The sequence below is a fragment of the Comamonas odontotermitis genome, from assembly GCF_040396735.1.
GTDB classification, from domain to species: Bacteria; Pseudomonadota; Gammaproteobacteria; order Burkholderiales; family Burkholderiaceae_C; genus Comamonas; species Comamonas odontotermitis_C.
Map to the genome: position 1 here is coordinate 15,188 of NZ_JBEBNZ010000003.1, position 20,012 is coordinate 35,199.

Consider the following 20,012-nt stretch of genomic DNA (forward strand, 5'->3'; position numbering starts at 1 on the left):
AAGCTGCGAAGCTTAGCGGATATTCGTGTATCAAAAGATGAGCAATGGTTGGTTTGTATATCAGCGCTAACAGTCGCTTTCATGGGTGAAAATCTATCGGATTTTGCACCATGATTGGCTGCGTTGATGTCCTTGATCACAAGGCCTTGGCCAACAGCACCAGACCTGAGGCCACGGAGAATACCTGTACGAAGATGCGCATGGCCCGGGCATCGATGCGGGTGTGTACCATGCGGCTGGCAAATGCGCCTAGCGCCAGAGCTGGCGACAGTTGCGCGGCGGCGATCCAGTGCTCGGCATGCACGCGGCCCATGGCCAGCAGTACCAGTAGCGAAATCACCTCGCCGACCAGAAAGCAGGTTGCCAGCGTGGCGCGCATCTCGGCGGGCGGGCGATGCTGGTAGGTCAGCGCCAATGGCGGTCCTCCAATGCCGGTGGCCGTTTCGGTCACTCCGGTCACAAGTCCGGCGATGAGGAAAGCGGCCACGCCCGGCACGAAGGCTGGCATGAACCAGGTCACGGCGGTTGCTGCAATGGTGGACAGCCCCACAAACACTGACAGGGCCTGGGCGCTGAGCACCAAGAGCACGGCGAGGCCGCCAAAGGTGCCCACCAGACGCCCGGCGCTGATCCAGGCGGCGCCACGCCGGTCAAGCGCATGCCGCTCGCGCCAGGCCACATAGGCGTTGAGCGGCAGCATCAAGATCAGCACGCACACCGGAAGCAGGTCGGGAGCCAGCAAGGTCAGCACCGGCGCCACGATCAGCGCAAACCCCATGCCGCTGGCGCCTTGCACGAGCGATGCCAGGGCCACGACGATCGATGCAATCAACAGTTGCCCGGCACTCATTGCAGATCACCCCGTGCCGGGTAGATGCTGCTGCCGGCGACGGTGCGGGCGCGATGGGCATCGGCAGTCGGGTGCAGGCGCTGAATGGGGGCCTGGGCAATGGCGGCGTGTGCCTTGTCTGCCACCTCGCGCATCAGCGCGCGTGCATCCCAGTCCACGGGCCAGCCCCGGAAAAGGCGCAGCTTGCCATCCACGAAGCTGGCGATGATCTGGTCGCGCTGGGCGAGGCGCACCAGATCCCAGCTCAGGTCGATGCTGGTGCATAGCTCGGGCGTGTCCACGTCCACAATCAGGAAGTCGGCCTGCTTGCCCACGGTAATCTCGCCAATGCGCTGGCCCAGGCCAACGGCTTGGGCCCCCGCATGGGTGGCGTGGTTCAGCCAGGTCCAGCCCGCGCCGGCCGAGGTATCGCCCGCCGCCATGGCAAAGGCAAACTTCTGCGCAGCCTCGGCTGCGTCCATCAGGCGGAAGGCATCGCTGCGCGTGGAGTCAGTGCCCAGCGCAAAGCGGATGCCCATGGCGGCCATCAGCCCGGCGGGGGCGACGGCGTTGCCCTTCCAGGCACTGGCGACCGGGTTGTAGCTGACGGCAGTGTCTGTACTCTTGAGCAACATCAATTCGGCGGGCATCAGCAAGGTGCCATGGGCAATCAAGGTCTGCGGGCCCAGTGCGCCGACGCTCGCCAGATGCTCCAGCGGGCGCATGCCACGGGCAACGACCGAGCGCTCCACGCTGGCCAGGTGCTCGTTCACATGGGTCTGGAAGATGATGCCCGCCTCGGCGCAGCGCTGCGATACGGCGCGCAGCATGGAATCGGACGCCACCTCTGGAATGGAGATGGCCAGCGAGGGATGCACCATCGCGTGGCCTGCATAGTCGGCCATGAAGCGCTCTGCCGCCTTCAATATGGTGCGCCGCTGCTCATCGGTGCTCTGGTTGCCTCCGTCGTTGCAGATGATACCCAGCACGCAGCGCAGACCGGCTTCGCTGGTGGCGTTGGCCACGGCGCTGATCTCGCCTTTGGCGCGCGTGCCGGCGTCGCACACCGTGGTGAAGCCGCCGCGCAGGGATTCGAGCGCGGCGAGCTTGGCGCTTTGGTAGACGAATTCATCGTCCAGGCTGGATTCCAGCGGCACCCAGACCCGGCGGAAGATCTCCGAAGGCTCGCCATAGGCCAGCGATTTGCCAAACGACTGCGTGAGATGGTGATGGCCGTCGATCATGCCGGGCATGACGAGCTTGCCCGGCAGATCCAGCGCCGGGACATCGGCATGGCGCGCATCGAGCAGCGCGCGCGGACCCACGTCGTGGAACCTGCCGTTTTCCACCAGCACAGCGTGGTCCGTGACCATGCCGGTCTTCAGCAGCACATATTGCGGGCGCAGCAGCAGGGTGGAGGCCTGCAACTGCGCGGGAAGGATATCTGGATACATCGTCATTCTTTGGAAGAGAAGGGGGCGGCGGCAGCGGCGGGTGCGGTTGGCTCCTGGCCAACGCCATGGAAGAGCAGATTCAGCACCACGGCGGTGATTGAGCCCATGGCCAGGCCGTTGCCCAGAATGGGCTGCAGGCCCTTGGGAAACTGGCTGTAGAAGCCGGGCACCAGAATCGGCAGCAGGCCCATGGTGAGCGCGCCGGCCAGCACGTACATATTGCTGCGCTGGTGCAGGTCGACCTTGCGCAGGATGTCGATGCCGATCGTGCCGATGATGGCAAAGATGATGATGGCCGTCGCACTGACCACGGGCGCCGGAATGGCGTTGGCCAGGCGCCCCAGCGGCGCGAGCACGGCCACCAGGGCCAGCATCACCCCTGCAAGGGCGGTGACGTAGCGCGAGCGCACCTGGGTGGCACGCACCAGGCCGATGTTCTCGCCGCTGGTGATGATCATCGAGGTGCCGAAGAAGCCGCCAGCCAGCGACATCACCGCGTCGCCACGGATGGTGCGCGGCACCAGGGTGCGCGCGCTGTCCTTGCTGCCCACCATCTCGGCTACGGCCATGGTCTGGCCGGTGGCCTCGACCATGGAAATCACACTGAAGACCAGGAGCGGCACGGTGGCGGCCAGATCGAACTTGGGCGGCCCAAAGGGCAGGAAGGTGGGCAGGCTCAGCACCGGCCCCTGCGCCACGGCGCTGAAATCCGTCTGTCCCAGGGCAGCGGCCAGCAAGGTGCCTGCAATCAGGCCCAGCAGCACCGCCAACTGGCCGAGGGTGCCTTTGAATATACGCGCGAACAGCAAGGTCAGTGCAATAGTGGCAAGCGCAAGGCCGATATGCGAGAGACTGGCGAAGTCGGCCGAGCCGGGCTTGCCCACGATGATGCTGCCATACACCTTGAGCAGATTGATCGACACCAGCAGGAGCAGGGTGCCGATAACGATCTTGGGAAAGAACCGCAGCAGCCGCGAGAAGACCGGCAGGACCAGGAAGTAGAACAGCGACGTGAGGATGACCGCCCCGCAGGCTGTCTGCAGATCGCGCTGCTGGGCGATACCTAGAAACATCACCACGGGCGCGCCCCCCGGCACCATCACGAACGGCAGCTTTGCACCCAGGCGTGCCGTGCCCAGCGACTGCAGGACGGCGCCGAGCCCGCACATCAGGAATGTGGCGCTGATGAGGTTGACGATCAGGTCGGAAGGCAGATCCAGTGCCTTGGCCACCAGGAACACCGAGGTGATGGGCGCAGCCGCCATCACCAGCACATGCTGCAGGGCGAACAGCAGCATCTGGGGCCAGGCGGGGGAAGTGTCGACGCTGTCGGGAGTGGAGTCGTTCATATGCTGTGCAGGCGTGGAACAAAACAGATGGGCTTCCCAAAACGATTTGGGAGACGGCCGGAAAAAACTGCCAGAGGCAGGTTTTGGGGCATGAAGCCGGTAATTGGTGTTTACCAAATCGTTTTGGGTGGTTTAAAGTATACGCATTGCTGGTTACCAGGTGCAACTCTGGGTTTTCCCCAGTACTTCTATTTTTCACACCGCCCTCCCGCATGACTGATTCTTCCGTGCCTGCTAAAACGCCCCGCACCACCATCTCCGATGTGGCGCGGCAGGCGGGTGTTTCAGTCACCACCGTCTCGCACGCGCTCAATGGCCGCGGCCAAGTGGACCCGGCCACGCGGCGCAGGGTGGAAGAAACTGCATTGCAACTGGGCTACCGGCCCAACCGCCACGCCCAGCGCCTGCGCGGGGGCGGAACCAGCATGATTGCGCTGATGTCATCGATGCCCTTTGCCGTGGCGGGCGGCCCTTCGCGACTGGGCTTCATGATGGAGGTCGCCTCGGTGGCGGCTGCGTCGGCGCTGGAGCGGGGCATGGCCATGGTGCTGGTGCCGCCGCTGGAGTCGGGCCGCTCGCCGCTGGATGTTCTGGATGTCGACGGTGCCTTGCTGATCGAGCCGTCTGCTGCGGATCGCCAGCTTGCGGACCTGACGGCGCGCGGTCTGCCTGTGGTGTCCATCGGCAAGCCCGGCGGCTCCGCTTTTGATGACATTCCCTATGTGGATCTGCAATCGGGCACGACGGTGCAGATGCTGCTGGCTCACCTGTTGGCCAGGGGCGCGCGCCATATCGCCCTGGTACTGGGCACGGCCGAGCGCACCTCGTATGCCCAGGCCGACGCTGCCTATGCAAGCATGGTGGAAGAGCGCGGCATGGCATCCGTGGTGTTGCGGATGGACGAAAGCCGGGGCGAAGCCGGGGGGCGCGATGCCGCGCGCACCCTGCTGGCCGCATACCCGCAGATCGATGCCTTCCTGGTGCTGGTGGATGTGTTTGCCGTGGGCGCTGCCCAGTACCTGCAGCAGGCGGGGCTTCGCGTGCCGCAGGACATCATGCTGGCAACCCGCTACGACGGCTTGCGCGCCCGCACCTGCGAGCCGCCGCTCACCGCCGTCAATCTGCACCTCGATCAGGTGGCGCGGCAGGCCATTGACCTGTTATTCGAGCGGCTGCGCGGCGATGCGCAGCGCCTGCGCGCGGACAGCCCCATGCCGGAGATCGTCGCGCGCGCCTCCACGGCACGGTTGCAGGGCTGATCTCCCCTATGGAGTGATTGGCTTGCCAACATACACCCGGCAAGCGCAGAAGCCCTGTTTTTGATGGCAAAAAGCCCGCAGGGCAATGCCGTGCGAGCCGTTCGGTGCCGCAGTGGATCAGGCGGCGACTGTGCTCTGCTGTTGCTCGCCCAGGCCCTCAATCCCCAGGCGCATGGTCTGGCCTGCCTTCAGGTAGACGGGTGTGGGCTTGATGCCCAGGCCAACGCCGGGTGGCGTGCCGGTCGAGATCACATCGCCCGGCTGCAGGCTCATGCACCGGCTGAGGTAGGCGATGATCTGCGCCACGGTGAAGATCATGGTCTTGGTGTTGCCGTTCTGGAAGCGCTTGCCGTCCACATCCAGCCACATGGCGAGGTTCTGCGGATCGGGCACTTCGTCGCGCGTCACCAGCCAGGGGCCGATGGGGCCAAAGGTGTCGAACCCCTTGCCCTTGTCCCAGGTGCCGCCGCGCTCGATCTGCCATTCGCGCTCGGACACATCGTTGATCACGCAGTAGCCGGCCACATGGTCGAGCGCCTCGGCCTCGGTGATGTATTTGGCGGGCTTGCCGATCACCACGCCCAGTTCCACCTCCCAGTCGGTCTTGGTCGATCCGCGCGGAATCTCGACGTTGTCGTTGGGGCCGCAGATGGCGCTGGTCCATTTGCCAAACACCACAGGCTCGGTGGGAATCGCCGCGCCTGATTCGGCGGCATGGTCGGCGTAGTTCAATCCGATGCAGATGAATTTGCCCACGCGGCCCACGCAGGGGCCAATGCGCGGCTGGCCGCCGACGGCGGGCAGGGTGGCTGGGTCAATGGCGCGCAATTTGGCAAGCGCCGCATCGCTCAAGGTGTCGCCGTGGATGTCGGCCACCACGCCAGACAGGTCGCGCAAGGTGTTGCTGGCGTCCAGCAGTCCGGGTTTTTCGTGGCCCACAGGGCCGTAGCGCAGCAGTTTCATGCAGTCTCCATTATCAAAACAATGTTCTTAGTCTATGCAGGGCGGGGTGCGAGGGGTGTCACGCAGCCGCTACCCACTCGTTGTCATTCGTTGCGATCAGCTGTAGTCAGTTGGCCCAGCCGCCGTCGATCACATGCGCCTGCCCCGTGGTGAAGGCGGCATCGTCGGACGCCAGGTAGGCCACGAGCGCCGCGATTTCCTCGGGCTTGCCCACGCGGCCCATGGGCTGGCGGGCGATGAAGGCAGCGCGCACTTCGTCCACCGAGCGGCCTTCGTGCTGTGCCTGTGCCGTGATGCGCTGGGCGAGCGACGGCGAATCGACCGTGCCGGGGCAGATGGCATTGCAGCGCACGCCCTTGGTGCAGTAATCGGCGGCAATCGACTTGGTCATGCCGATGACGGCGGCCTTGGAGGCACTGTAGGCAAAGCGGTTGGGCACGCCCTTGATGCTGGAGGCGGCCGACGACATGTTGATGATGCTGCCGGCGCCTTTTTGCAGCATGCCGGGCAGAAAGGCACGGATGGTGCGGTACATGGCCTTCACATTCAGGTCGAAGGCAAAGTCCCAGTCGGTTTCGCTGCATTCCAGGATGGAGCCCGCGTGTACGAAGCCTGCGCAGTTGAACAGGATGTCGATGGGCCCCAGCTCGGCGGCCAGCGCCTGCACCTGGGCGTTGTCTAGCACGTCCAATTGCCGTGCATCCAGGCCTGAGCCCGAGAGCGACTGAATGTGGATGTCGGTGGCGATCACGCGCGCGCCTTCGGCGGCCAGCCGCTCGGCACTGGCGCGGCCAATGCCTTGGCCGGCTGCGGTCACCAGGGCTACCTTGCCTGCAAGGCGTTGGGAGGGGAGGGTCAAATTGCTCATTCTTTCTTCTTTCCTGTCGATCTTTCCTGGGGGGCTGGCGGTGTCCGTTGGTCAGAAATGGCCATCTTGCGCCAGTGAACTGGGGTTTTGCGCAGGTGCAGCTTGCGCGGATTGCTCCTTGTTTCGTAGCATTTCGTACTTGCGTGCCCACATCGCGGTGAGGATCGGCACCAGGATGGCCGTGAGCAGGCAGGCCGTGGCGGTGATGGCCGTGGCGGAATCGGCCATGGGTTTGAGCTCGGGGATCATGTTGCCGATGATCTGCGGATTGGCCACTGCAGCGCCTGCGGTAGACGAAGCTGCCAACCCCGCCGTGCCATTGCCGCCGCCGATCACCTTGTCGGCCAGGATCAGTGGCACGCCGGTGATGACGATGACCGCCAGACCGACGAACACGCCGGTGAACCCACTCTTGGCAATCACGCCCAGGTCGATCGAGCAGCCCAGCGCGAAACCGAAGAACGGAATCAAGGGGTGGACGCAGCGGCCGAAGAACTCGCGCAGTTCGGCATCGAGGTTGCCCAGCGCAAAACCGATCAGAAACGGCAGCACGGCGCCGACGAAAAGGCGCGGCTCGAATACGGCCACGCCGGTGGCGCCCAGGATCAGCATGCTGACGAGCGGGCCCGACTCGATGGAGGTGAGCACAAATGCCCCGGCTTCCTCCTGGGTGCCGTACTGCTGCATCAATGCGGCGTACAGGCCGCCATTGGTCATGTCCATGGCTGTTACGAGAGCAAGCACCGAGAGGCCGGTGAACAAACCCGTCTGAATGCCGCCGGGAGGCAGCAGCCGGGTCGCGATCATCGCGACCACCCAGGCGACCAGGATCTTGGTGAGCACCAGGGTGCCCGACTTCTTCAGTACCACGCCGGTCGCCTTGAGGTTGATGGTGGCGCCCATGCAGAAGAACCAGACGGCCAGGATCGGCACCGTGCCCGTCATCAACCCATTGGTGAACGAGCCGAAATACTTGCCCGCATCGGGCGCAAAGGTGTGGACGCAGGCGCCCAGCAGCAGGGGAATCAGCATGAGCCCGCCGGGCACGCGCTCGATGGCTTTCTTGATGTGCATGTCTCTTTCCTTGCGCCGCGGCAGGCGCTTTTGTTATGTATGGTTTGTTTTGTTGTCAGACAACAAAGTCTTGACGCCTGCAGTGTTTCATAGAAATCCCACCAAAAATCATGATGTAAACCCTAGTAATTTCGAAAATAGAGAAAAAAATAATAAAAAAACAGAACATAGTTCCGAAAAATAAATTTGATTTCTATACTTGTCTTATCTCTTTGGTGGTGTGGCCCGAAGATGCCAAGGGTTGCCAGGCCATGGCCGTGAGCCCCTTGACCGCCATCGATCTGCAAGCAACGCCATCCCGGCGTCATCCACAAAAGGAACCCCATGTCTCCAGCTGCTGTCCCGTTCAACCCTTTTGATCTGCATGGCCGTGTGGCCATGGTGACGGGGTGCAACACCGGTATCGGTGCAGGCATTGCGGTGGCACTGGCGCGTGCGGGGGCCGATATCGTGGGTGTCAACCGCAGCGAGCCGACCGAGACCGCGCACCAGATTCGTGCGCTGGGCCGCCGGTTTGTAGCGGTGCGGGCCGATCTGGCGTCCACCAGCGCCATCCCTGGCGTGATGGAGCAGGTGCTGGAAGACATGGGCCATGTGGATGTGCTGGTGAACAACGCAGGCATCATCCGCCGTGCCGATGCGCTGGATTTCTCCGAGGAAGACTGGGATGCCGTGATGGACACCAACCTCAAGACGCTGTTTTTCCTGTCCCAATCGGTGGCGCGCCACATGCTGGCACGCGGGGCAGAGCAGGGTGGGGCGTGGCGCGGCGGCAAGATCATCAATATTGCGTCGCTGCTGTCGTTTCAGGGCGGCATTCGGGTGCCGTCGTACACAGCGGCCAAGAGCGGGGTGCTGGGCCTCACGCGCCTGCTGGCCAATGAGTGGGCGGCCAAGGGCATCAATGTGAACGCGATTGCTCCGGGCTATATCGAAACCAACAACACCGAGGCGCTACGCCAGGATGCGGGCCGTGCGCGCGAGATACTGCAGCGCATTCCGGCAGGCCGCTGGGGGGCGCCGCAAGACCTGGGGGGCGCGGCCGTGTTCCTGGCCTCATCTGCGGCAGACTATGTGCATGGTCACACGCTGGCTGTCGATGGCGGCTGGCTGGCCCGATAATGGGCTGCGTATATTCTCCAAGACATAGACCGCCCCGTTTTGCTGCCCATGACCACCATTCAGGACAAATCCGACACTGTAGCTGCCGTTGAAAAGGCGTTTGCCATCCTGGAGTGCCTGGGCAACAGGCGTGATGTGAGCGTGACCGAACTGGCCCAGCAGCTGGCGCTGTCCAAATCGTCCGTGCACCGGCTGCTGCAGACGCTCAGGGCCCTGGGCTACGTGGCGCAGGACGGCGAATCGGAACTGTACCGCGCCACGCTCAAGCTGTTCGAGCTGGGCGGCAAGGCGCTGGAGAATACGGATCTGGTGCGTGAGGCTGACGAGGACATGCGCCGCCTGGGCGAGCTGACGCGCGAAACCATCCACCTGGGCGCCCTGGATGAAGACGCCATCATCTACATCCACAAGATCGAATCGGATTTCGGGTTGCGCATGCAATCGCGCATCGGGCGGCGCAAGCCCTTGCACAGTACGGCCATCGGCAAGGTGCTGCTGGCGCATATGACGCCCAGCAAGGCGCGGGCACTGCTGGATTTGCAGCCGCTGAAGATTTTCACGCCGCAGACGCTGGACACGGCCGAGGCAGTGATGCAGATTCTGCCGCGCGTGTGGAAGCTCGGCCTTGCCGAAGACAACGAAGAGGCCGAACCTGGCCTGCGCTGCATTGCCGTGCCTGTGTTCGACCGCTTTGGCAAGGTGATTGCGGCGCTGTCCATTTCATTTCCCACCATGCGCTGCGACGCCGATACGCCCGAGCGCTATACCGCGCTGCTGAAGGCGGCCAGCCAGTCGATCTCGGCCCGATTGGGCTGGCAGCCAACGGAGTAAGCCGCAAACCTGGGGCTGGTGCCGGGCGCATACCTTCGTCGCAAGGGCAAGAAAAAACCGCTACTGATTCAGTAGCGGTTTGTGTTTTATGGACGGGGATTGGAGCCCATCCATATGGTTGGCCGGTCAGTTGCCGCGCTGCGTGGTCTGGATCATTTTCATCGCCGAGGTGATCAGGCTGGAGACTTCCGTCATGTTGCTGGGCACGACCAGGGTGGTGGTGGCATCGCTGGCCAGCTTGCCATAGGCGATGACGGCCTGTTCGGCCACCTTCAGCTGCACGGCCTGCTCGCCGCCGGGCTGGCGGATGGCCGCTGCGATGCGCTCCAGCGCCTGTGCGGTAGCGTCGGCCACGGCGGTGATGGATGCGGCCTCGCCCTGGGCGTTGTTGATGGCGGCCTGCTTTGCACCTTCGGAGCGGGCGATGAAGGCCTCGCGCTCGCCGGTCGCGATGTTGATCTGCTCCTGGCGACGGCCTTCGGAGGCGGCAATCAGCGCGCGCTTTTCACGCTCTGCCGTGATCTGCGCCTGCATGGAACGCAGGATTTCTGCGGGCGGCGTCAGATCCTTGATCTCGTAGCGCAGCACCTTCACGCCCCAGTTCAGCGCGGCCTCGTCAATGGCCGAGACCACCTGCGCATTGATCATGTCGCGCTCTTCAAAGGTCTTGTCGAGTTCGAGCTTGCCGATCACGCTGCGCAGCGAAGTCTGTGCCAGCTGGGTGACGGCCATGATGTAGTTGGACGAGCCGTAGCTGGCGCGCATCGGGTCGGTCACCTGGAAGTACAGGATGCCATCGACCTGCAACTGGGTGTTGTCACGCGTGATGCAGACCTGGCTGGGCACATCGAGCGGGATTTCCTTCAGGCTGTGCTTGTAGGCGACCTTGTCGACGAACGGGATGATGAAGCGCGGGCCTGGCGCCAGTGTGCCGGCATAGCGGCCCAGGCGTTCCTTGACCCATGCATGCTGCTGGGGCACGATCTTGACGGACATGGCGACAAATATCACCACGATGACAAGGGCAATGATCGCAATTTCCATGTGTTCTCCTCTGGATGGATTCCGGCGATGACCGCAATGACTGCGGGCGGCAGTGGCCCGGGGGCCTGTGGGCCTCAATAGGAGCCCGTGGCCCGATTAAAACATGCGTGCCCTGATGCGGCGCCGCAATGACCTGGGTGGGTGAATGCTATTGTTTTGGAGGCAGGGCCGAACCACTGATGCGCCGTGGCAGCCGATCTTCCTGCTTTTGATCAGGATGCCTGGCCGTGGCGCCAACATGCCCGGGTGGCACCCGCGCCGATGGCACTAGATGGCACTACGCCGCGGCAGGCTCCACCATCAGCCGGTTGCCATCGAGCCGCACCACGCGGTAGTGGCCGCTGGCCGTGGGTTGCGTGCCGTGCTGCAGCACGGCAGTCCACTGCGCGCCGCGGTAGCGCACCTGGGCGGTGCCGTCGGGCTGCCAGTGGTCCACGGTCAATTGCTCGCCAATGTCGAGGTGAATGCTGCGGTCCTCCTGGGTGTTGTGCAGGGCGCCCAGCCGCTTTTGCCGCAGGTAGCATGCGAGGACGGTTGCCGCGCTCACGATCGCAGCCACTACCACTTGCGTTGTCTCGCCAGCGCCCAGGTGCGCGGCAATGGCGGCAGCGGCCAGGCCAATGGCCACCATCAGCAGATACAGTGTGCCGGTCAGCAACTCGGCAATCACGGCAATACCCGCCATCAGCCACCAGATACTTGAGAGTGCCATTGTCGATTCCTCCTTGTTCGCTCAGACTTGTTGCTGCATTGTGCGATATGTTGATCAATTTTGCGGCAATTGACATTCATTACATAAAACGGAGTTCTAAATTCCGTACACTTCGCGCCTGTTTCGTTTCTTGTCTGTTGTTTGCTCTGTTCATTGTGAGGCACTGCCCATGAAATTTCGCTTTCCCATCGTCATCATTGACGAGGATTTCCGCTCGGAGAACACCTCCGGTCTGAGCATCCGCGACCTCGCCCATGCGATCGAGGAAGAGGGCTTCGAGGTACTGGGCGTGACCAGCTATGGCGATCTCTCGCAGTTTGCCCAGCAGCAAAGCCGCGCCAGTGCGTTCATCCTGTCGGTGGATGACGAAGAATTCACCCAGGGCGGCGACGAGGACCTGATCGTGCGCAATGTGCGCGACTTCATCTCCGAAGTGCGCCGCAAGAACCCCGATGTGCCGATCTACATCTATGGCGAGACCAAGACCAGCCGCCACCTGCCCAACGACATCCTGCGCGAGCTGCACGGCTTCATCCACATGTTCGAGGACACGCCCGAGTTCGTGGCCAAGCACATCATCCGCGAAGCCAAGAACTACCTCGAGAGCATTCAGCCGCCGTTCTTCAAGGCGCTGCTCGACTATGCGGAAGACGGCTCCTACAGCTGGCACTGCCCCGGCCACAGCGGCGGCGTTGCCTTCCTCAAAAGCCCCATCGGCCAGATGTACCACCAGTTCTACGGTGAAAACATGCTGCGCGCCGACGTCTGCAACGCGGTGGAAGAATTGGGCCAGCTGCTCGACCACAACGGCGCAATCGGCGAGAGCGAGCGCAATGCCGCGCGCATCTTCAATGCCGACCACTGCTTCTTCGTGACCAACGGCACGTCCACCTCCAACAAGATGGTGTGGCACCACACGGTGGCGCCCGGGGATGTGGTGGTGGTGGACCGCAACTGCCACAAGTCCATCCTGCACTCCATCATCATGACGGGTGCGATTCCGGTGTTCCTGAAGCCCACGCGCAACCACTTCGGCATCATCGGCCCGATCCACGAGAGCGAGTTCTCGCCCAAGACGATCGAAGCCAAGATTGCCGCCAATCCGCTGCTCAAGGGCGTGGACCCCAAGACGGTCAAGCCGCGTGTGCTGACGCTCACGCAGTCCACCTATGACGGCGTGCTCTACAACACCGAAACCATCAAGCAAAAGCTCGATGGCTATGTGGACAACCTGCACTTCGACGAGGCATGGCTGCCGCACGCGGCTTTCCATCCCTTCTATGGCAGCTACCACGCCATGGGCAAGAAGCGCGCGCGCCCCAAGCATTCGGTCGTGTATGCCACGCAGTCGATCCACAAGCTGCTGGCCGGCATCAGCCAGGCATCGCACGTGCTGGTGCAGGACAGCCAGACCCAGAAGCTGGACTTCAACCTGTTCAACGAGGCGTACCTGATGCACACCTCGACCAGCCCGCAGTACAGCATCATCGCCAGCTGCGACGTGGCTGCCGCCATGATGGAGCCGCCCGGCGGCACCGCGCTGGTGGAGGAGTCGATTGTCGAGGCCCTGGATTTCCGCCGCGCGATGCGCAAGGTGGAAGACGAATTCGGCAAGAACGACTGGTGGTTCAAGGTCTGGGGCCCGCATGAGCTGGCCGAAGAGGGCATGGGCCGCGCCGACGACTGGATCATCAAGGGCAAGAAGAGCAAGAGCGGCAAGGCCAGCTCCAACAGCTGGCACGGCTTTGGCGAGCTGGCCGACGGCTTCAACATGCTCGATCCGATCAAGTCGACCATCGTCACGCCTGGCCTCAACCTGGACGGCAAGTTCGACAAGACCGGCATTCCGGCATCGATCGTGACCAAGTACCTGGCCGAGCACGGCGTGGTGGTCGAGAAGACGGGCCTGTACTCGTTCTTCATCATGTTCACCATCGGCATCACCAAGGGCCGCTGGAACACCATGCTGACCGCGCTGCAGCAGTTCAAGGACGACTACGAGAAGAACCAGCCGATGTGGCGCATCCTTCCCGAGTTCTGCCAGCAGCACAAGGTCTACGAGCGCATGGGCTTGCGCGACCTGTGCCAGCACGTGCATGAACTCTACGCCAAGTACGACATCGCGCGCCTGACGACCGAGATGTACCTGTCGGAGCTGACGCCTGCGATGAAGCCTTCGGACGCCTACGCGCACATTGCGCGCCGCAAGACGGACCGCGTCGAGATCGACCACCTGGAAGGCCGCGTGACCGTGGGTCTGGTAACGCCATACCCTCCGGGGATTCCGCTTTTGATTCCGGGTGAAGTCTTCAACCGCAAGATTGTCGATTACCTCATCTTCGCACGCGAATTCTCCAAGCTGTGCCCCGGCTTCGAGACCGATATCCACGGCCTCGTGGAACTGGTGGACGACAAGGGCGAAGTGCGCTACTACGCGGACTGCGTGGCGCTGGATGCGGGCGATCAGGCCGTGCAGACGCAGGTGATCTCGGCGCCCGTGGCCGCTGGCAAAAAGACCAGCCCCATGCTGGCAGGCCGTGCGCCTGCCAAATCCGGCAAGATCAAGACGGAAGCGGCGATGAAGAAGGCGCTGAACGCTGAAAAGCCCGTAGGCGACGCCAGCGTCGGCAAGATCTCGCCCGTGGAGAAGACGCCGCAGGCCGCCACCAAGTCCACCAGGACCACCAAGGCACCCAAGCCGCGTACGCCCAAGTCCTGATAGGCACCCGGGTCTGTCGGCCTGAAAGCAAAAGCAGCACTGCGGTGCTGCTTTTTTTATGCTTGCCGGTGCTTGTCGGCGTGTTGAGGCCGGGTGGATGAAGCCTGAGGCGTTTCCCCTTGAAAATGAGTTATAAAGGCCACCAGTTCAGCGCCTTCAGCTACGCTTTTTGAAGCGCTTCAATCACGGGGCAACGGGCGTTGCGTCTCCGCGCACGCGCCAGTAACTGGCAAAGCGCGGCAAGCCGCTGTCGTGCAGGCCCCGGTAGCGATAGGTGACCCAGGTGCCGATGGCGGGCGGATGCAGGCGGTCCGCATCTTTGAGGCCACTGCCCAGCCTGAACTGCAGGCCTGTCGTTGTGCGTACCAGCAGGGCGCCGGTCTGGTCTGCGTATTTGCCTTTGCCGGGTATATGGCCGATCACCTGCGCCTCGGCATCGTCTTGCGGTTTGAGCTTGAGTACATCGTCACCCCGGCCGCTGCGGTACAGGGCGCTCGCCTTGTGCAGCATCAGGCCTTCGCCGCCGTCCTTGACGATGCGCGCCATGCGCTTGAGCAAACTGGCTTCGCCGGTCTCCTTCCATTGCGGCGCGGCTTGCACCCAGGGCTGGCTCACTGCCTTTTCAAACTGTGCGAGTGCCGCGAGGCGCGCATCAAAGGGGCCGGGCGAGGCTGGCGCGTCAAACAGCATGAAGCGGATGCGGCGCCACTCGGCATCCACGGGCACTGCCTTGCGTGTGGTGGATTGGGCATCGGTGAAGCGCCCGCGCCCCGCCCACAGCTCGCCTTCCACCGGCGTGGCGGGCCAGCTTGCGGTGAACCAGGCAGGTGCGGCAATGCGCTCGCCCTGGCGTGTCCACAATGCAGTTCCGTCCCAGTAGCCGCGCACGCCGTCGTACTTTTCGCTCACCCAGTACTGCTGCAGGTCCAGACCTCCCGGGTACTTCTGTGCCAGCCACAGGGCGGGTTTGTCGGCAGCCTGAGCGGCGAAGACCATCAGGAGCAGCAAGCCAAACAACCAATAGCGCAATCGGGGTGGAATATGCGTGGGGAGCATGGGGGCCTCTGAATACCGCATGGAAAGAATGGCTGCATGCTAGCGCTCGCCAGCCATCCAGGCCATGCCGCCCGTCGTTTGGCAACGCCTGCTATAAAAAATGAATGCATTACGCATGCTGCATAAGCGTTGGCGGCCAAAATAGCCGTTGTTGCCAACTGGCCAACCCTGCGCTTGACCTTCACACCATGGCAATCTTTAGAGTGGCAGACAACGTGATCCAACAAAGATGAGAACGCCATGACCCAAGCAATCCTGAAGAACCCCGCCACACTGGAGCTGCCCATTGAAGGGATGACTTGCGCATCCTGCGTGGGGCGGGTGGAGCGTGCCCTCCAAGCCGTGCCGGGCGTGAAAAGCGCCTCGGTCAATCTGGCGACCGAGCGTGCCAGCCTGCAGTTGGCTGCCGACGCGCAGGCATCGGCTGTGGGCGGTGATGCCATTGCAGCCATCGCCAAGGCGGGCTATGCCGTGCCTGTGCAGCAGATTGAGCTGGCCGTGGAGGGCATGACCTGCGCGTCCTGCGTCGGCCGGGTCGAGCGTGCCCTGAAGGCCGTGCCGGGCGTGCAAGGCGCCACCGTGAATCTGGCCACCGAGCGGGCATCCATCAAGGCCACGGGCGAAGTGGCGCTGCCAGCCTTGCTGGCGGCGGTTGCCAAGGCAGGTTATGAAGCCCGGCCGGTGCAGGGCGCCATGGCGGCCGCCGATCAGCAAAGCGAGCGCCAGCAGCACGAGTTGCAGGCCTTGAAGCGTGACCTGCTCATTGCCACGGCCCTGGCCTTGCCGGTGTTTGTGCTGGAGATGGGCGGGCACCTGATCCCCGGCTTTCACCATTGGGTGAGCCAATGGCTGCCGCAGCAGGCCAGTTGGTTGCTGCAGTTTGTGCTGACGACGCTGGCGCTGGCGGGGCCGGGGCGACGCTTTTTCGCCAAGGGCATTCCAGCGTTGCTGCGCGCAGCGCCCGATATGAATTCCCTGGTGGCGGTGGGCACGTCGGCGGCGTATCTCTATTCGGTGGTGGCCACGTTTGCCCCGTCATGGCTGCCAGCGGGCACGGTCAATGTGTATTTCGAGGCGGCGGCGGTCATCATTGCGCTGATCCTGCTGGGCCGTTTCATGGAGGCCAAGGCCAAGGGCAATACTTCTGCGGCCATCAAGCGCCTGGTGCAACTGCAGGCCAAGACCGCGCTGGTGCAGCGCAGCGGCGAGTGGGTGGAGGTGGCGATTGCCGAGGTGCGCCAGAGCGATGCCGTGCAGGTGCGGCCCGGCGAGCGCATTCCGGTCGACGGTGTGGTGACGGCAGGCGACAGCTTTGTGGACGAATCCATGATCAGCGGCGAGCCGGTGCCCGTGCGCAAGAAGATGGGCGCCGAGGTGGTGGGCGGAACCGTCAACCAGAAGGGCGCCCTGACCCTGGAAGCCACCCAGGTGGGCGAGGGCACGGTGCTGGCGCAGATCATCCGCATGGTGGAGCAGGCGCAGGGCGGCAAGCTGCCGATCCAGGCGGTGGTGGATAAGGTGACCATGTGGTTCGTGCCGGCCGTGATGATCGCCGCCGTGCTCACCTTTGCGGTGTGGCTGCTGGCAGGACCCGCGCCTGCGCTCAGTTTTGCGCTGGTCAATGCCGTGGCGGTGCTGATCATTGCCTGCCCGTGTGCCATGGGGCTGGCCACGCCGACTTCCATCATGGTGGCTACGGGCCGCGCTGCGCAGTTGGGCGTGCTGCTGCGCAAGGGTGAAGCCCTGCAACTGCTCAAGGACGCCAAGGTCGTGGCCGTTGACAAGACTGGCACCTTGACCGAAGGCAAGCCTGCCCTGACCGATCTAGTGCTGGCGCCCGGTTTTGAGCGGGCCGCGGTGCTGTCTGCGGTGGCAGCCGTCGAGAGCCAGTCGGAGCACCCGATTGCGCAAGCTGTCGTGCAAGCCGCCAAGGCAGAAGGCCTGCAGATGCCGCAACTGGCCGGTTTTGAATCGGTGACCGGCTTTGGCGTGCGGGCCCAGGTGGGCGGCGCCCGGGTAGAGGTGGGCGCCGACCGCATGATGGCGCAACTTGGGGCCGATGTCTCGGTATTCGCCGAAGATGCTGCACGCCTGGGTGCCGAGGGCAAGACGCCGCTGTATGCGGCCATCAATGGCCAGCTGGCTGCCATGATTGCGGTGGCCGACCCGATCAAGCCTACCACGCGGGCGGCTATCGATGGCCTGCATGCCATGGGGTTGAAGGTGGCCATGATCACCGGCGACAACCGTCGCACCAGTGAAGCGATTGCCCGGCAGCTGGGCATTGACGAGGTGGTGGCCGAAGTGCTGCCCGATGGCAAGGTGGACGCGGTAAAGCGCCTGCGGGCCGAGCATGGTGCGCTCGCCTATGTGGGCGACGGCATCAACGACGCCCCTGCGCTGGCTGAGGCCGATGTGGGCGTGGCCATTGGCACGGGCACCGATATTGCCATCGAATCTGCCGATGTGGTGCTGATGGGCGGCGACATGCGCGGCGTGGTCACCGCCATCGGCCTGTCGCGCGCCACGATGCGCAACATCCACCAGAACCTGTTCTGGGCCTTTGCCTACAACGTGGCGCTCATTCCGGTCGCTGCAGGTCTGCTATACCCGTTCTATGGCACGCTGCTGTCGCCGGTGTTCGCCGCAGGCGCCATGGCCATGTCGAGCGTGTTCGTGCTGGGCAATGCGCTGCGGCTCAAGCGCTACCACTGAGGTTTATAAAAATAATAGCTGTCAGCGGTTGCTGTGTATAAGTTGGCCTCCAATATTGAGGCTCAACTCAAAAGGGGCTAGTGCAATCCCATTGTTCTGATGTAATACCAGACATGCATGATGCAATTCATCCCATTGCCATTTACTCTGGGCCGCAGGGCCTGGTCGATGTGCGGGTGCAGGGTGATACCGTTTGGCTCAGCCAGGAGCAGATGACCCAGCTTTTTGGCCGCGAGCGCTCGGTGATTACCAAGCACATCCGCAATGTGTTCAAGGAAGGCGAATTGGCAGAAGAAAGCAATGTGCAAATTTTGCACATTGCCCATTCCGATAAGCCCGTACGCTTTTACAACCTGGATGTCATCATTTCTGTCGGGTACCGGGTCAAATCGCAACAAGGTGTGCAGTTTCGCCAATGGGCCACAGGAGTGCTTCGCGAACACCTCACGCGAGGCTACACCCTCCATCGTTACAGATTGGAAGCAAACGCTGCAGAACTGCACGCGGCATTGGAGTTGGTGCGCAAGGCGGCACAGATACCGGAATTGACGGTAGAAACCGGTCGCGGGCTGGTGGATATCGTGACGCGTTACACCCATGCCTTTTTATGGCTGCAACGCTACGACGAAGGCTTGCTTACCGAGCCATTTGCCCAACTGGGCGGCCGGTTGCCGACCGTTGACCAAGCCCGGATGGCGCTGGCCGGTCTTAAGGCCGATTTGATGCGACGAGGTGAGGCGACCGAACTGTTTGCAAAAGAGCGGGGAGATGGACTGGGTGCGCTACTGGGCAATTTGGACCAAAGCGTGTTCGGCGAACCCGCTTATCCGAGCATCGAGTCCAAAGCCGCCCATTTGCTGTATTTTGTGATCAAGAACCATCCGTTTGCAGATGGTAATAAGCGCAGTGGCGCATTTTTATTTGTCGAGTTCCTGCATCGAAATGGGCGGTTGCTGGATTCTGAGGGCCAGCCTGCGATCAATGACGTTGGTTTGGCGGCCTTGGCGCTTTTGGTGGCTGAATCTCATCCCTCGCAAAAGGACGTGCTGATTCGTCTGATCATGCACATGCTGGCAAAAGGCCGTGACGATAGATGAATCGTGATCTGTTTTATCGCCGGTAATGGTTTCGATACCGATAAAAAACCCTGCAAATGCAGCCATTTGCAGGGTTTTTTATTTGGAAAAAGCGGGTGATGCTTCTTACACCTGGTCGGCCGACAGGCCTGCCGTCTGGCTGAAACCGCCGTCCACGTAGGTGATCTCGGCGGTCACGCCCGAGGCGAGATCGCTCAGCAGGAAGGCGGCGACGTTGCCCACGTCTTCAATCGTCACGTTGCGGCGCAGCGGGGCGGCATCGGCCACGCGGCCGAGCAGCTTGCCGAAATCCTTGATGCCGGAGGCAGCCAGGGTCTTGATCGGACCGGCCGAGATGCCGTTGGCGCGGATGGCGCGGCCGTCTTCGGTGCGGCCCACAGCCTCGGCCAGATAGCGCACCGATGCTTCCAGCGATGCCTTGGCCAGGCCCATGGTGTTGTAGTTGGGGATGGAGCGCAGGGCCCCCAGGTACGACAGGGTCAGCAGCGACGACTTGTCGTTCAGGTATGGCAGCGCAGCCTTGGCCATGGCGGGGAAGCTGTAGGCACTGATGTCATGCGCAATGCGAAAGCCTTCGCGCGAGAGACCGTCGAGGAAGTTGCCGGCAATCGCCTCGCGCGGTGCAAAGCCGATCGAATGCACAAAGCCGTCGAACTTGCCCCAGGCTTCGCCCAGGCCCTTGAACATGGCTTCGATCTGGGCGTCATCGGCCACGTCGCAGTCAAAAATCAGGCTGGAGTTGAATTCGGCGGCAAATTCGGTGATGCGGTCCTTGAAACGCTCGCCCACATAGCTGAAAGCCAGCTCGGCGCCTTGCTCGTGGCAGGCCTTGGCAATGCCGTAGGCGATGGAACGGTTGGACAGCACGCCTGTGATCAGCAGCTTTTTGCCGGTCAGAAAACCCATTGTTCTTCTCCTGA

General features: G+C 62.9%; 16 protein-coding genes. 6 read left to right on the forward strand and 10 right to left on the reverse strand.

The annotated features are described in order from the left end of the window. Positions 1 to 136: 136 nt before the first annotated feature. From ACH2DG_RS04080 to ACH2DG_RS04090, 3 genes are read right to left on the reverse strand one after another with little or no spacing between them, the layout of a single operon-like run. A complete protein-coding gene (locus ACH2DG_RS04080) occupies positions 137 to 850 on the reverse strand; it encodes a sulfite exporter TauE/SafE family protein (RefSeq protein WP_395024424.1) in 714 nt (237 codons plus the stop codon). Beyond that, positions 847 to 2,283 (reverse strand): amidohydrolase family protein, encoded by a 1,437-nt coding sequence (locus tag ACH2DG_RS04085; protein WP_395024425.1) that lies wholly within the window; start codon positions 2,281 to 2,283, stop codon positions 847 to 849. Before ACH2DG_RS04085 ends, ACH2DG_RS04080 begins: the two co-directional genes overlap by 4 nt. Before the next feature lie 2 nt (positions 2,284 to 2,285). Beyond that, on the reverse strand, positions 2,286 to 3,632 hold the full coding sequence (locus tag ACH2DG_RS04090; RefSeq protein WP_395024426.1) for a uracil-xanthine permease family protein: 1,347 nt from the start codon (positions 3,630 to 3,632) through the stop codon (positions 2,286 to 2,288). A 212-nt stretch (positions 3,633 to 3,844) separates the two neighbouring features. Here ACH2DG_RS04090 and ACH2DG_RS04095 point away from each other — a divergent pair, with 212 nt between their 5' ends. After that, positions 3,845 to 4,891 (forward strand): LacI family DNA-binding transcriptional regulator, encoded by a 1,047-nt coding sequence (locus ACH2DG_RS04095; RefSeq protein WP_395024427.1) that lies wholly within the window; start codon positions 3,845 to 3,847, stop codon positions 4,889 to 4,891. 117 nt (positions 4,892 to 5,008) lie between these two features. On the opposite strand, the gene ACH2DG_RS04100 is transcribed toward ACH2DG_RS04095, so the two are convergent. From ACH2DG_RS04100 to kdgT, 3 genes are all read right to left on the reverse strand, one after another. Continuing rightward, a complete protein-coding gene (locus ACH2DG_RS04100; RefSeq protein ID WP_395024428.1) occupies positions 5,009 to 5,854 on the reverse strand; it encodes an ureidoglycolate lyase in 846 nt (281 codons plus the stop codon). Positions 5,855 to 5,960: 106 nt separating this feature from the next. Continuing rightward, positions 5,961 to 6,722 carry an SDR family oxidoreductase gene (locus tag ACH2DG_RS04105; protein ID WP_395024429.1) on the reverse strand — a complete coding sequence of 254 codons (762 nt, stop codon included), beginning with the start codon at positions 6,720 to 6,722 and terminating at the stop codon, positions 5,961 to 5,963. A 51-nt stretch (positions 6,723 to 6,773) separates the two neighbouring features. After that, positions 6,774 to 7,796, reverse strand: a complete 1,023-nt coding sequence (gene kdgT, locus ACH2DG_RS04110; RefSeq protein ID WP_395024430.1) for a 2-keto-3-deoxygluconate transporter — start codon at positions 7,794 to 7,796, stop codon at positions 6,774 to 6,776. Positions 7,797 to 8,120: 324 nt separating this feature from the next. Here kdgT and kduD point away from each other — a divergent pair, with 324 nt between their 5' ends. Then, a complete protein-coding gene (gene kduD, locus ACH2DG_RS04115; protein WP_395024431.1) occupies positions 8,121 to 8,918 on the forward strand; it encodes a 2-dehydro-3-deoxy-D-gluconate 5-dehydrogenase KduD in 798 nt (265 codons plus the stop codon). A gap of 48 nt (positions 8,919 to 8,966) precedes the next feature. Then, entirely contained in the window at positions 8,967 to 9,749 is a 783-nt protein-coding gene (kdgR, locus tag ACH2DG_RS04120) for a DNA-binding transcriptional regulator KdgR (protein ID WP_395024432.1), read from the forward strand. Positions 9,750 to 9,875: 126 nt separating this feature from the next. Here the strand turns inward: kdgR and ACH2DG_RS04125 are convergent, their stop codons facing one another. Together ACH2DG_RS04125 and ACH2DG_RS04130 are read right to left on the reverse strand one after the other, a co-directional pair. Then, positions 9,876 to 10,793, reverse strand: a complete 918-nt coding sequence (locus ACH2DG_RS04125; protein ID WP_395024433.1) for an SPFH domain-containing protein — start codon at positions 10,791 to 10,793, stop codon at positions 9,876 to 9,878. A 277-nt stretch (positions 10,794 to 11,070) separates the two neighbouring features. Continuing rightward, a complete protein-coding gene (locus tag ACH2DG_RS04130; RefSeq protein WP_395024434.1) occupies positions 11,071 to 11,505 on the reverse strand; it encodes an NfeD family protein in 435 nt (144 codons plus the stop codon). 169 nt (positions 11,506 to 11,674) lie between these two features. Between ACH2DG_RS04130 and ACH2DG_RS04135 the strand changes: the two genes are divergently transcribed. Then, the gene (locus tag ACH2DG_RS04135) at positions 11,675 to 14,224 is read left to right on the forward strand and encodes an Orn/Lys/Arg decarboxylase N-terminal domain-containing protein (protein WP_395024435.1); all 2,550 of its coding nucleotides are present in this window, start codon (positions 11,675 to 11,677) and stop codon (positions 14,222 to 14,224) included. 183 nt (positions 14,225 to 14,407) lie between these two features. Here ACH2DG_RS04135 and ACH2DG_RS04140 read toward each other — a convergent pair whose 3' ends face one another. Then, positions 14,408 to 15,280 carry a DNA ligase gene (locus ACH2DG_RS04140; protein ID WP_395024436.1) on the reverse strand — a complete coding sequence of 291 codons (873 nt, stop codon included), beginning with the start codon at positions 15,278 to 15,280 and terminating at the stop codon, positions 14,408 to 14,410. A gap of 240 nt (positions 15,281 to 15,520) precedes the next feature. Here ACH2DG_RS04140 and ACH2DG_RS04145 point away from each other — a divergent pair, with 240 nt between their 5' ends. Next, positions 15,521 to 17,995, forward strand: coding sequence for a heavy metal translocating P-type ATPase (locus tag ACH2DG_RS04145; RefSeq protein ID WP_395024437.1), 2,475 nt, complete (start codon positions 15,521 to 15,523; stop codon positions 17,993 to 17,995). Positions 17,996 to 18,108: 113 nt separating this feature from the next. Then, entirely contained in the window at positions 18,109 to 19,092 is a 984-nt protein-coding gene (gene rhuM, locus ACH2DG_RS04150) for a RhuM family protein (RefSeq protein WP_395024438.1), read from the forward strand. Between the two features lie 105 nt (positions 19,093 to 19,197). Here rhuM and fabI read toward each other — a convergent pair whose 3' ends face one another. Then, positions 19,198 to 19,998 carry an enoyl-ACP reductase FabI gene (gene fabI / locus ACH2DG_RS04155; RefSeq protein WP_224149364.1) on the reverse strand — a complete coding sequence of 267 codons (801 nt, stop codon included), beginning with the start codon at positions 19,996 to 19,998 and terminating at the stop codon, positions 19,198 to 19,200. Positions 19,999 to 20,012: the final 14 nt, after the last annotated feature.

Excerpts from the sequence above, each read along its gene's own strand:
- ACH2DG_RS04080 (WP_395024424.1), bottom strand. The coding sequence starts at position 850 with ATGAGTGCCGGGCAACTGTTGATTGCATCGATCGTCGTGGCCCTGGCA.
- ACH2DG_RS04100 (WP_395024428.1), bottom strand. The coding sequence starts at position 5,854 with ATGAAACTGCTGCGCTACGGCCCTGTGGGCCACGAAAAACCCGGACTG.
- kdgT (WP_395024430.1), bottom strand. The coding sequence starts at position 7,796 with ATGCACATCAAGAAAGCCATCGAGCGCGTGCCCGGCGGGCTCATGCTG.
- ACH2DG_RS04085 (WP_395024425.1), bottom strand. The coding sequence starts at position 2,283 with ATGTATCCAGATATCCTTCCCGCGCAGTTGCAGGCCTCCACCCTGCTG.
- ACH2DG_RS04095 (WP_395024427.1), top strand. The coding sequence starts at position 3,845 with ATGACTGATTCTTCCGTGCCTGCTAAAACGCCCCGCACCACCATCTCC.
- ACH2DG_RS04090 (WP_395024426.1), bottom strand. The coding sequence starts at position 3,632 with ATGAACGACTCCACTCCCGACAGCGTCGACACTTCCCCCGCCTGGCCC.
- ACH2DG_RS04135 (WP_395024435.1), top strand. The coding sequence starts at position 11,675 with ATGAAATTTCGCTTTCCCATCGTCATCATTGACGAGGATTTCCGCTCG.
- ACH2DG_RS04140 (WP_395024436.1), bottom strand. The coding sequence starts at position 15,280 with ATGCTCCCCACGCATATTCCACCCCGATTGCGCTATTGGTTGTTTGGC.
- kduD (WP_395024431.1), top strand. The coding sequence starts at position 8,121 with ATGTCTCCAGCTGCTGTCCCGTTCAACCCTTTTGATCTGCATGGCCGT.
- kdgR (WP_395024432.1), top strand. The coding sequence starts at position 8,967 with ATGACCACCATTCAGGACAAATCCGACACTGTAGCTGCCGTTGAAAAG.
- ACH2DG_RS04105 (WP_395024429.1), bottom strand. The coding sequence starts at position 6,722 with ATGAGCAATTTGACCCTCCCCTCCCAACGCCTTGCAGGCAAGGTAGCC.
- ACH2DG_RS04145 (WP_395024437.1), top strand. The coding sequence starts at position 15,521 with ATGACCCAAGCAATCCTGAAGAACCCCGCCACACTGGAGCTGCCCATT.
- ACH2DG_RS04130 (WP_395024434.1), bottom strand. The coding sequence starts at position 11,505 with ATGGCACTCTCAAGTATCTGGTGGCTGATGGCGGGTATTGCCGTGATT.
- ACH2DG_RS04125 (WP_395024433.1), bottom strand. The coding sequence starts at position 10,793 with ATGGAAATTGCGATCATTGCCCTTGTCATCGTGGTGATATTTGTCGCC.
- fabI (WP_224149364.1), bottom strand. The coding sequence starts at position 19,998 with ATGGGTTTTCTGACCGGCAAAAAGCTGCTGATCACAGGCGTGCTGTCC.
- rhuM (WP_395024438.1), top strand. The coding sequence starts at position 18,109 with ATGCATGATGCAATTCATCCCATTGCCATTTACTCTGGGCCGCAGGGC.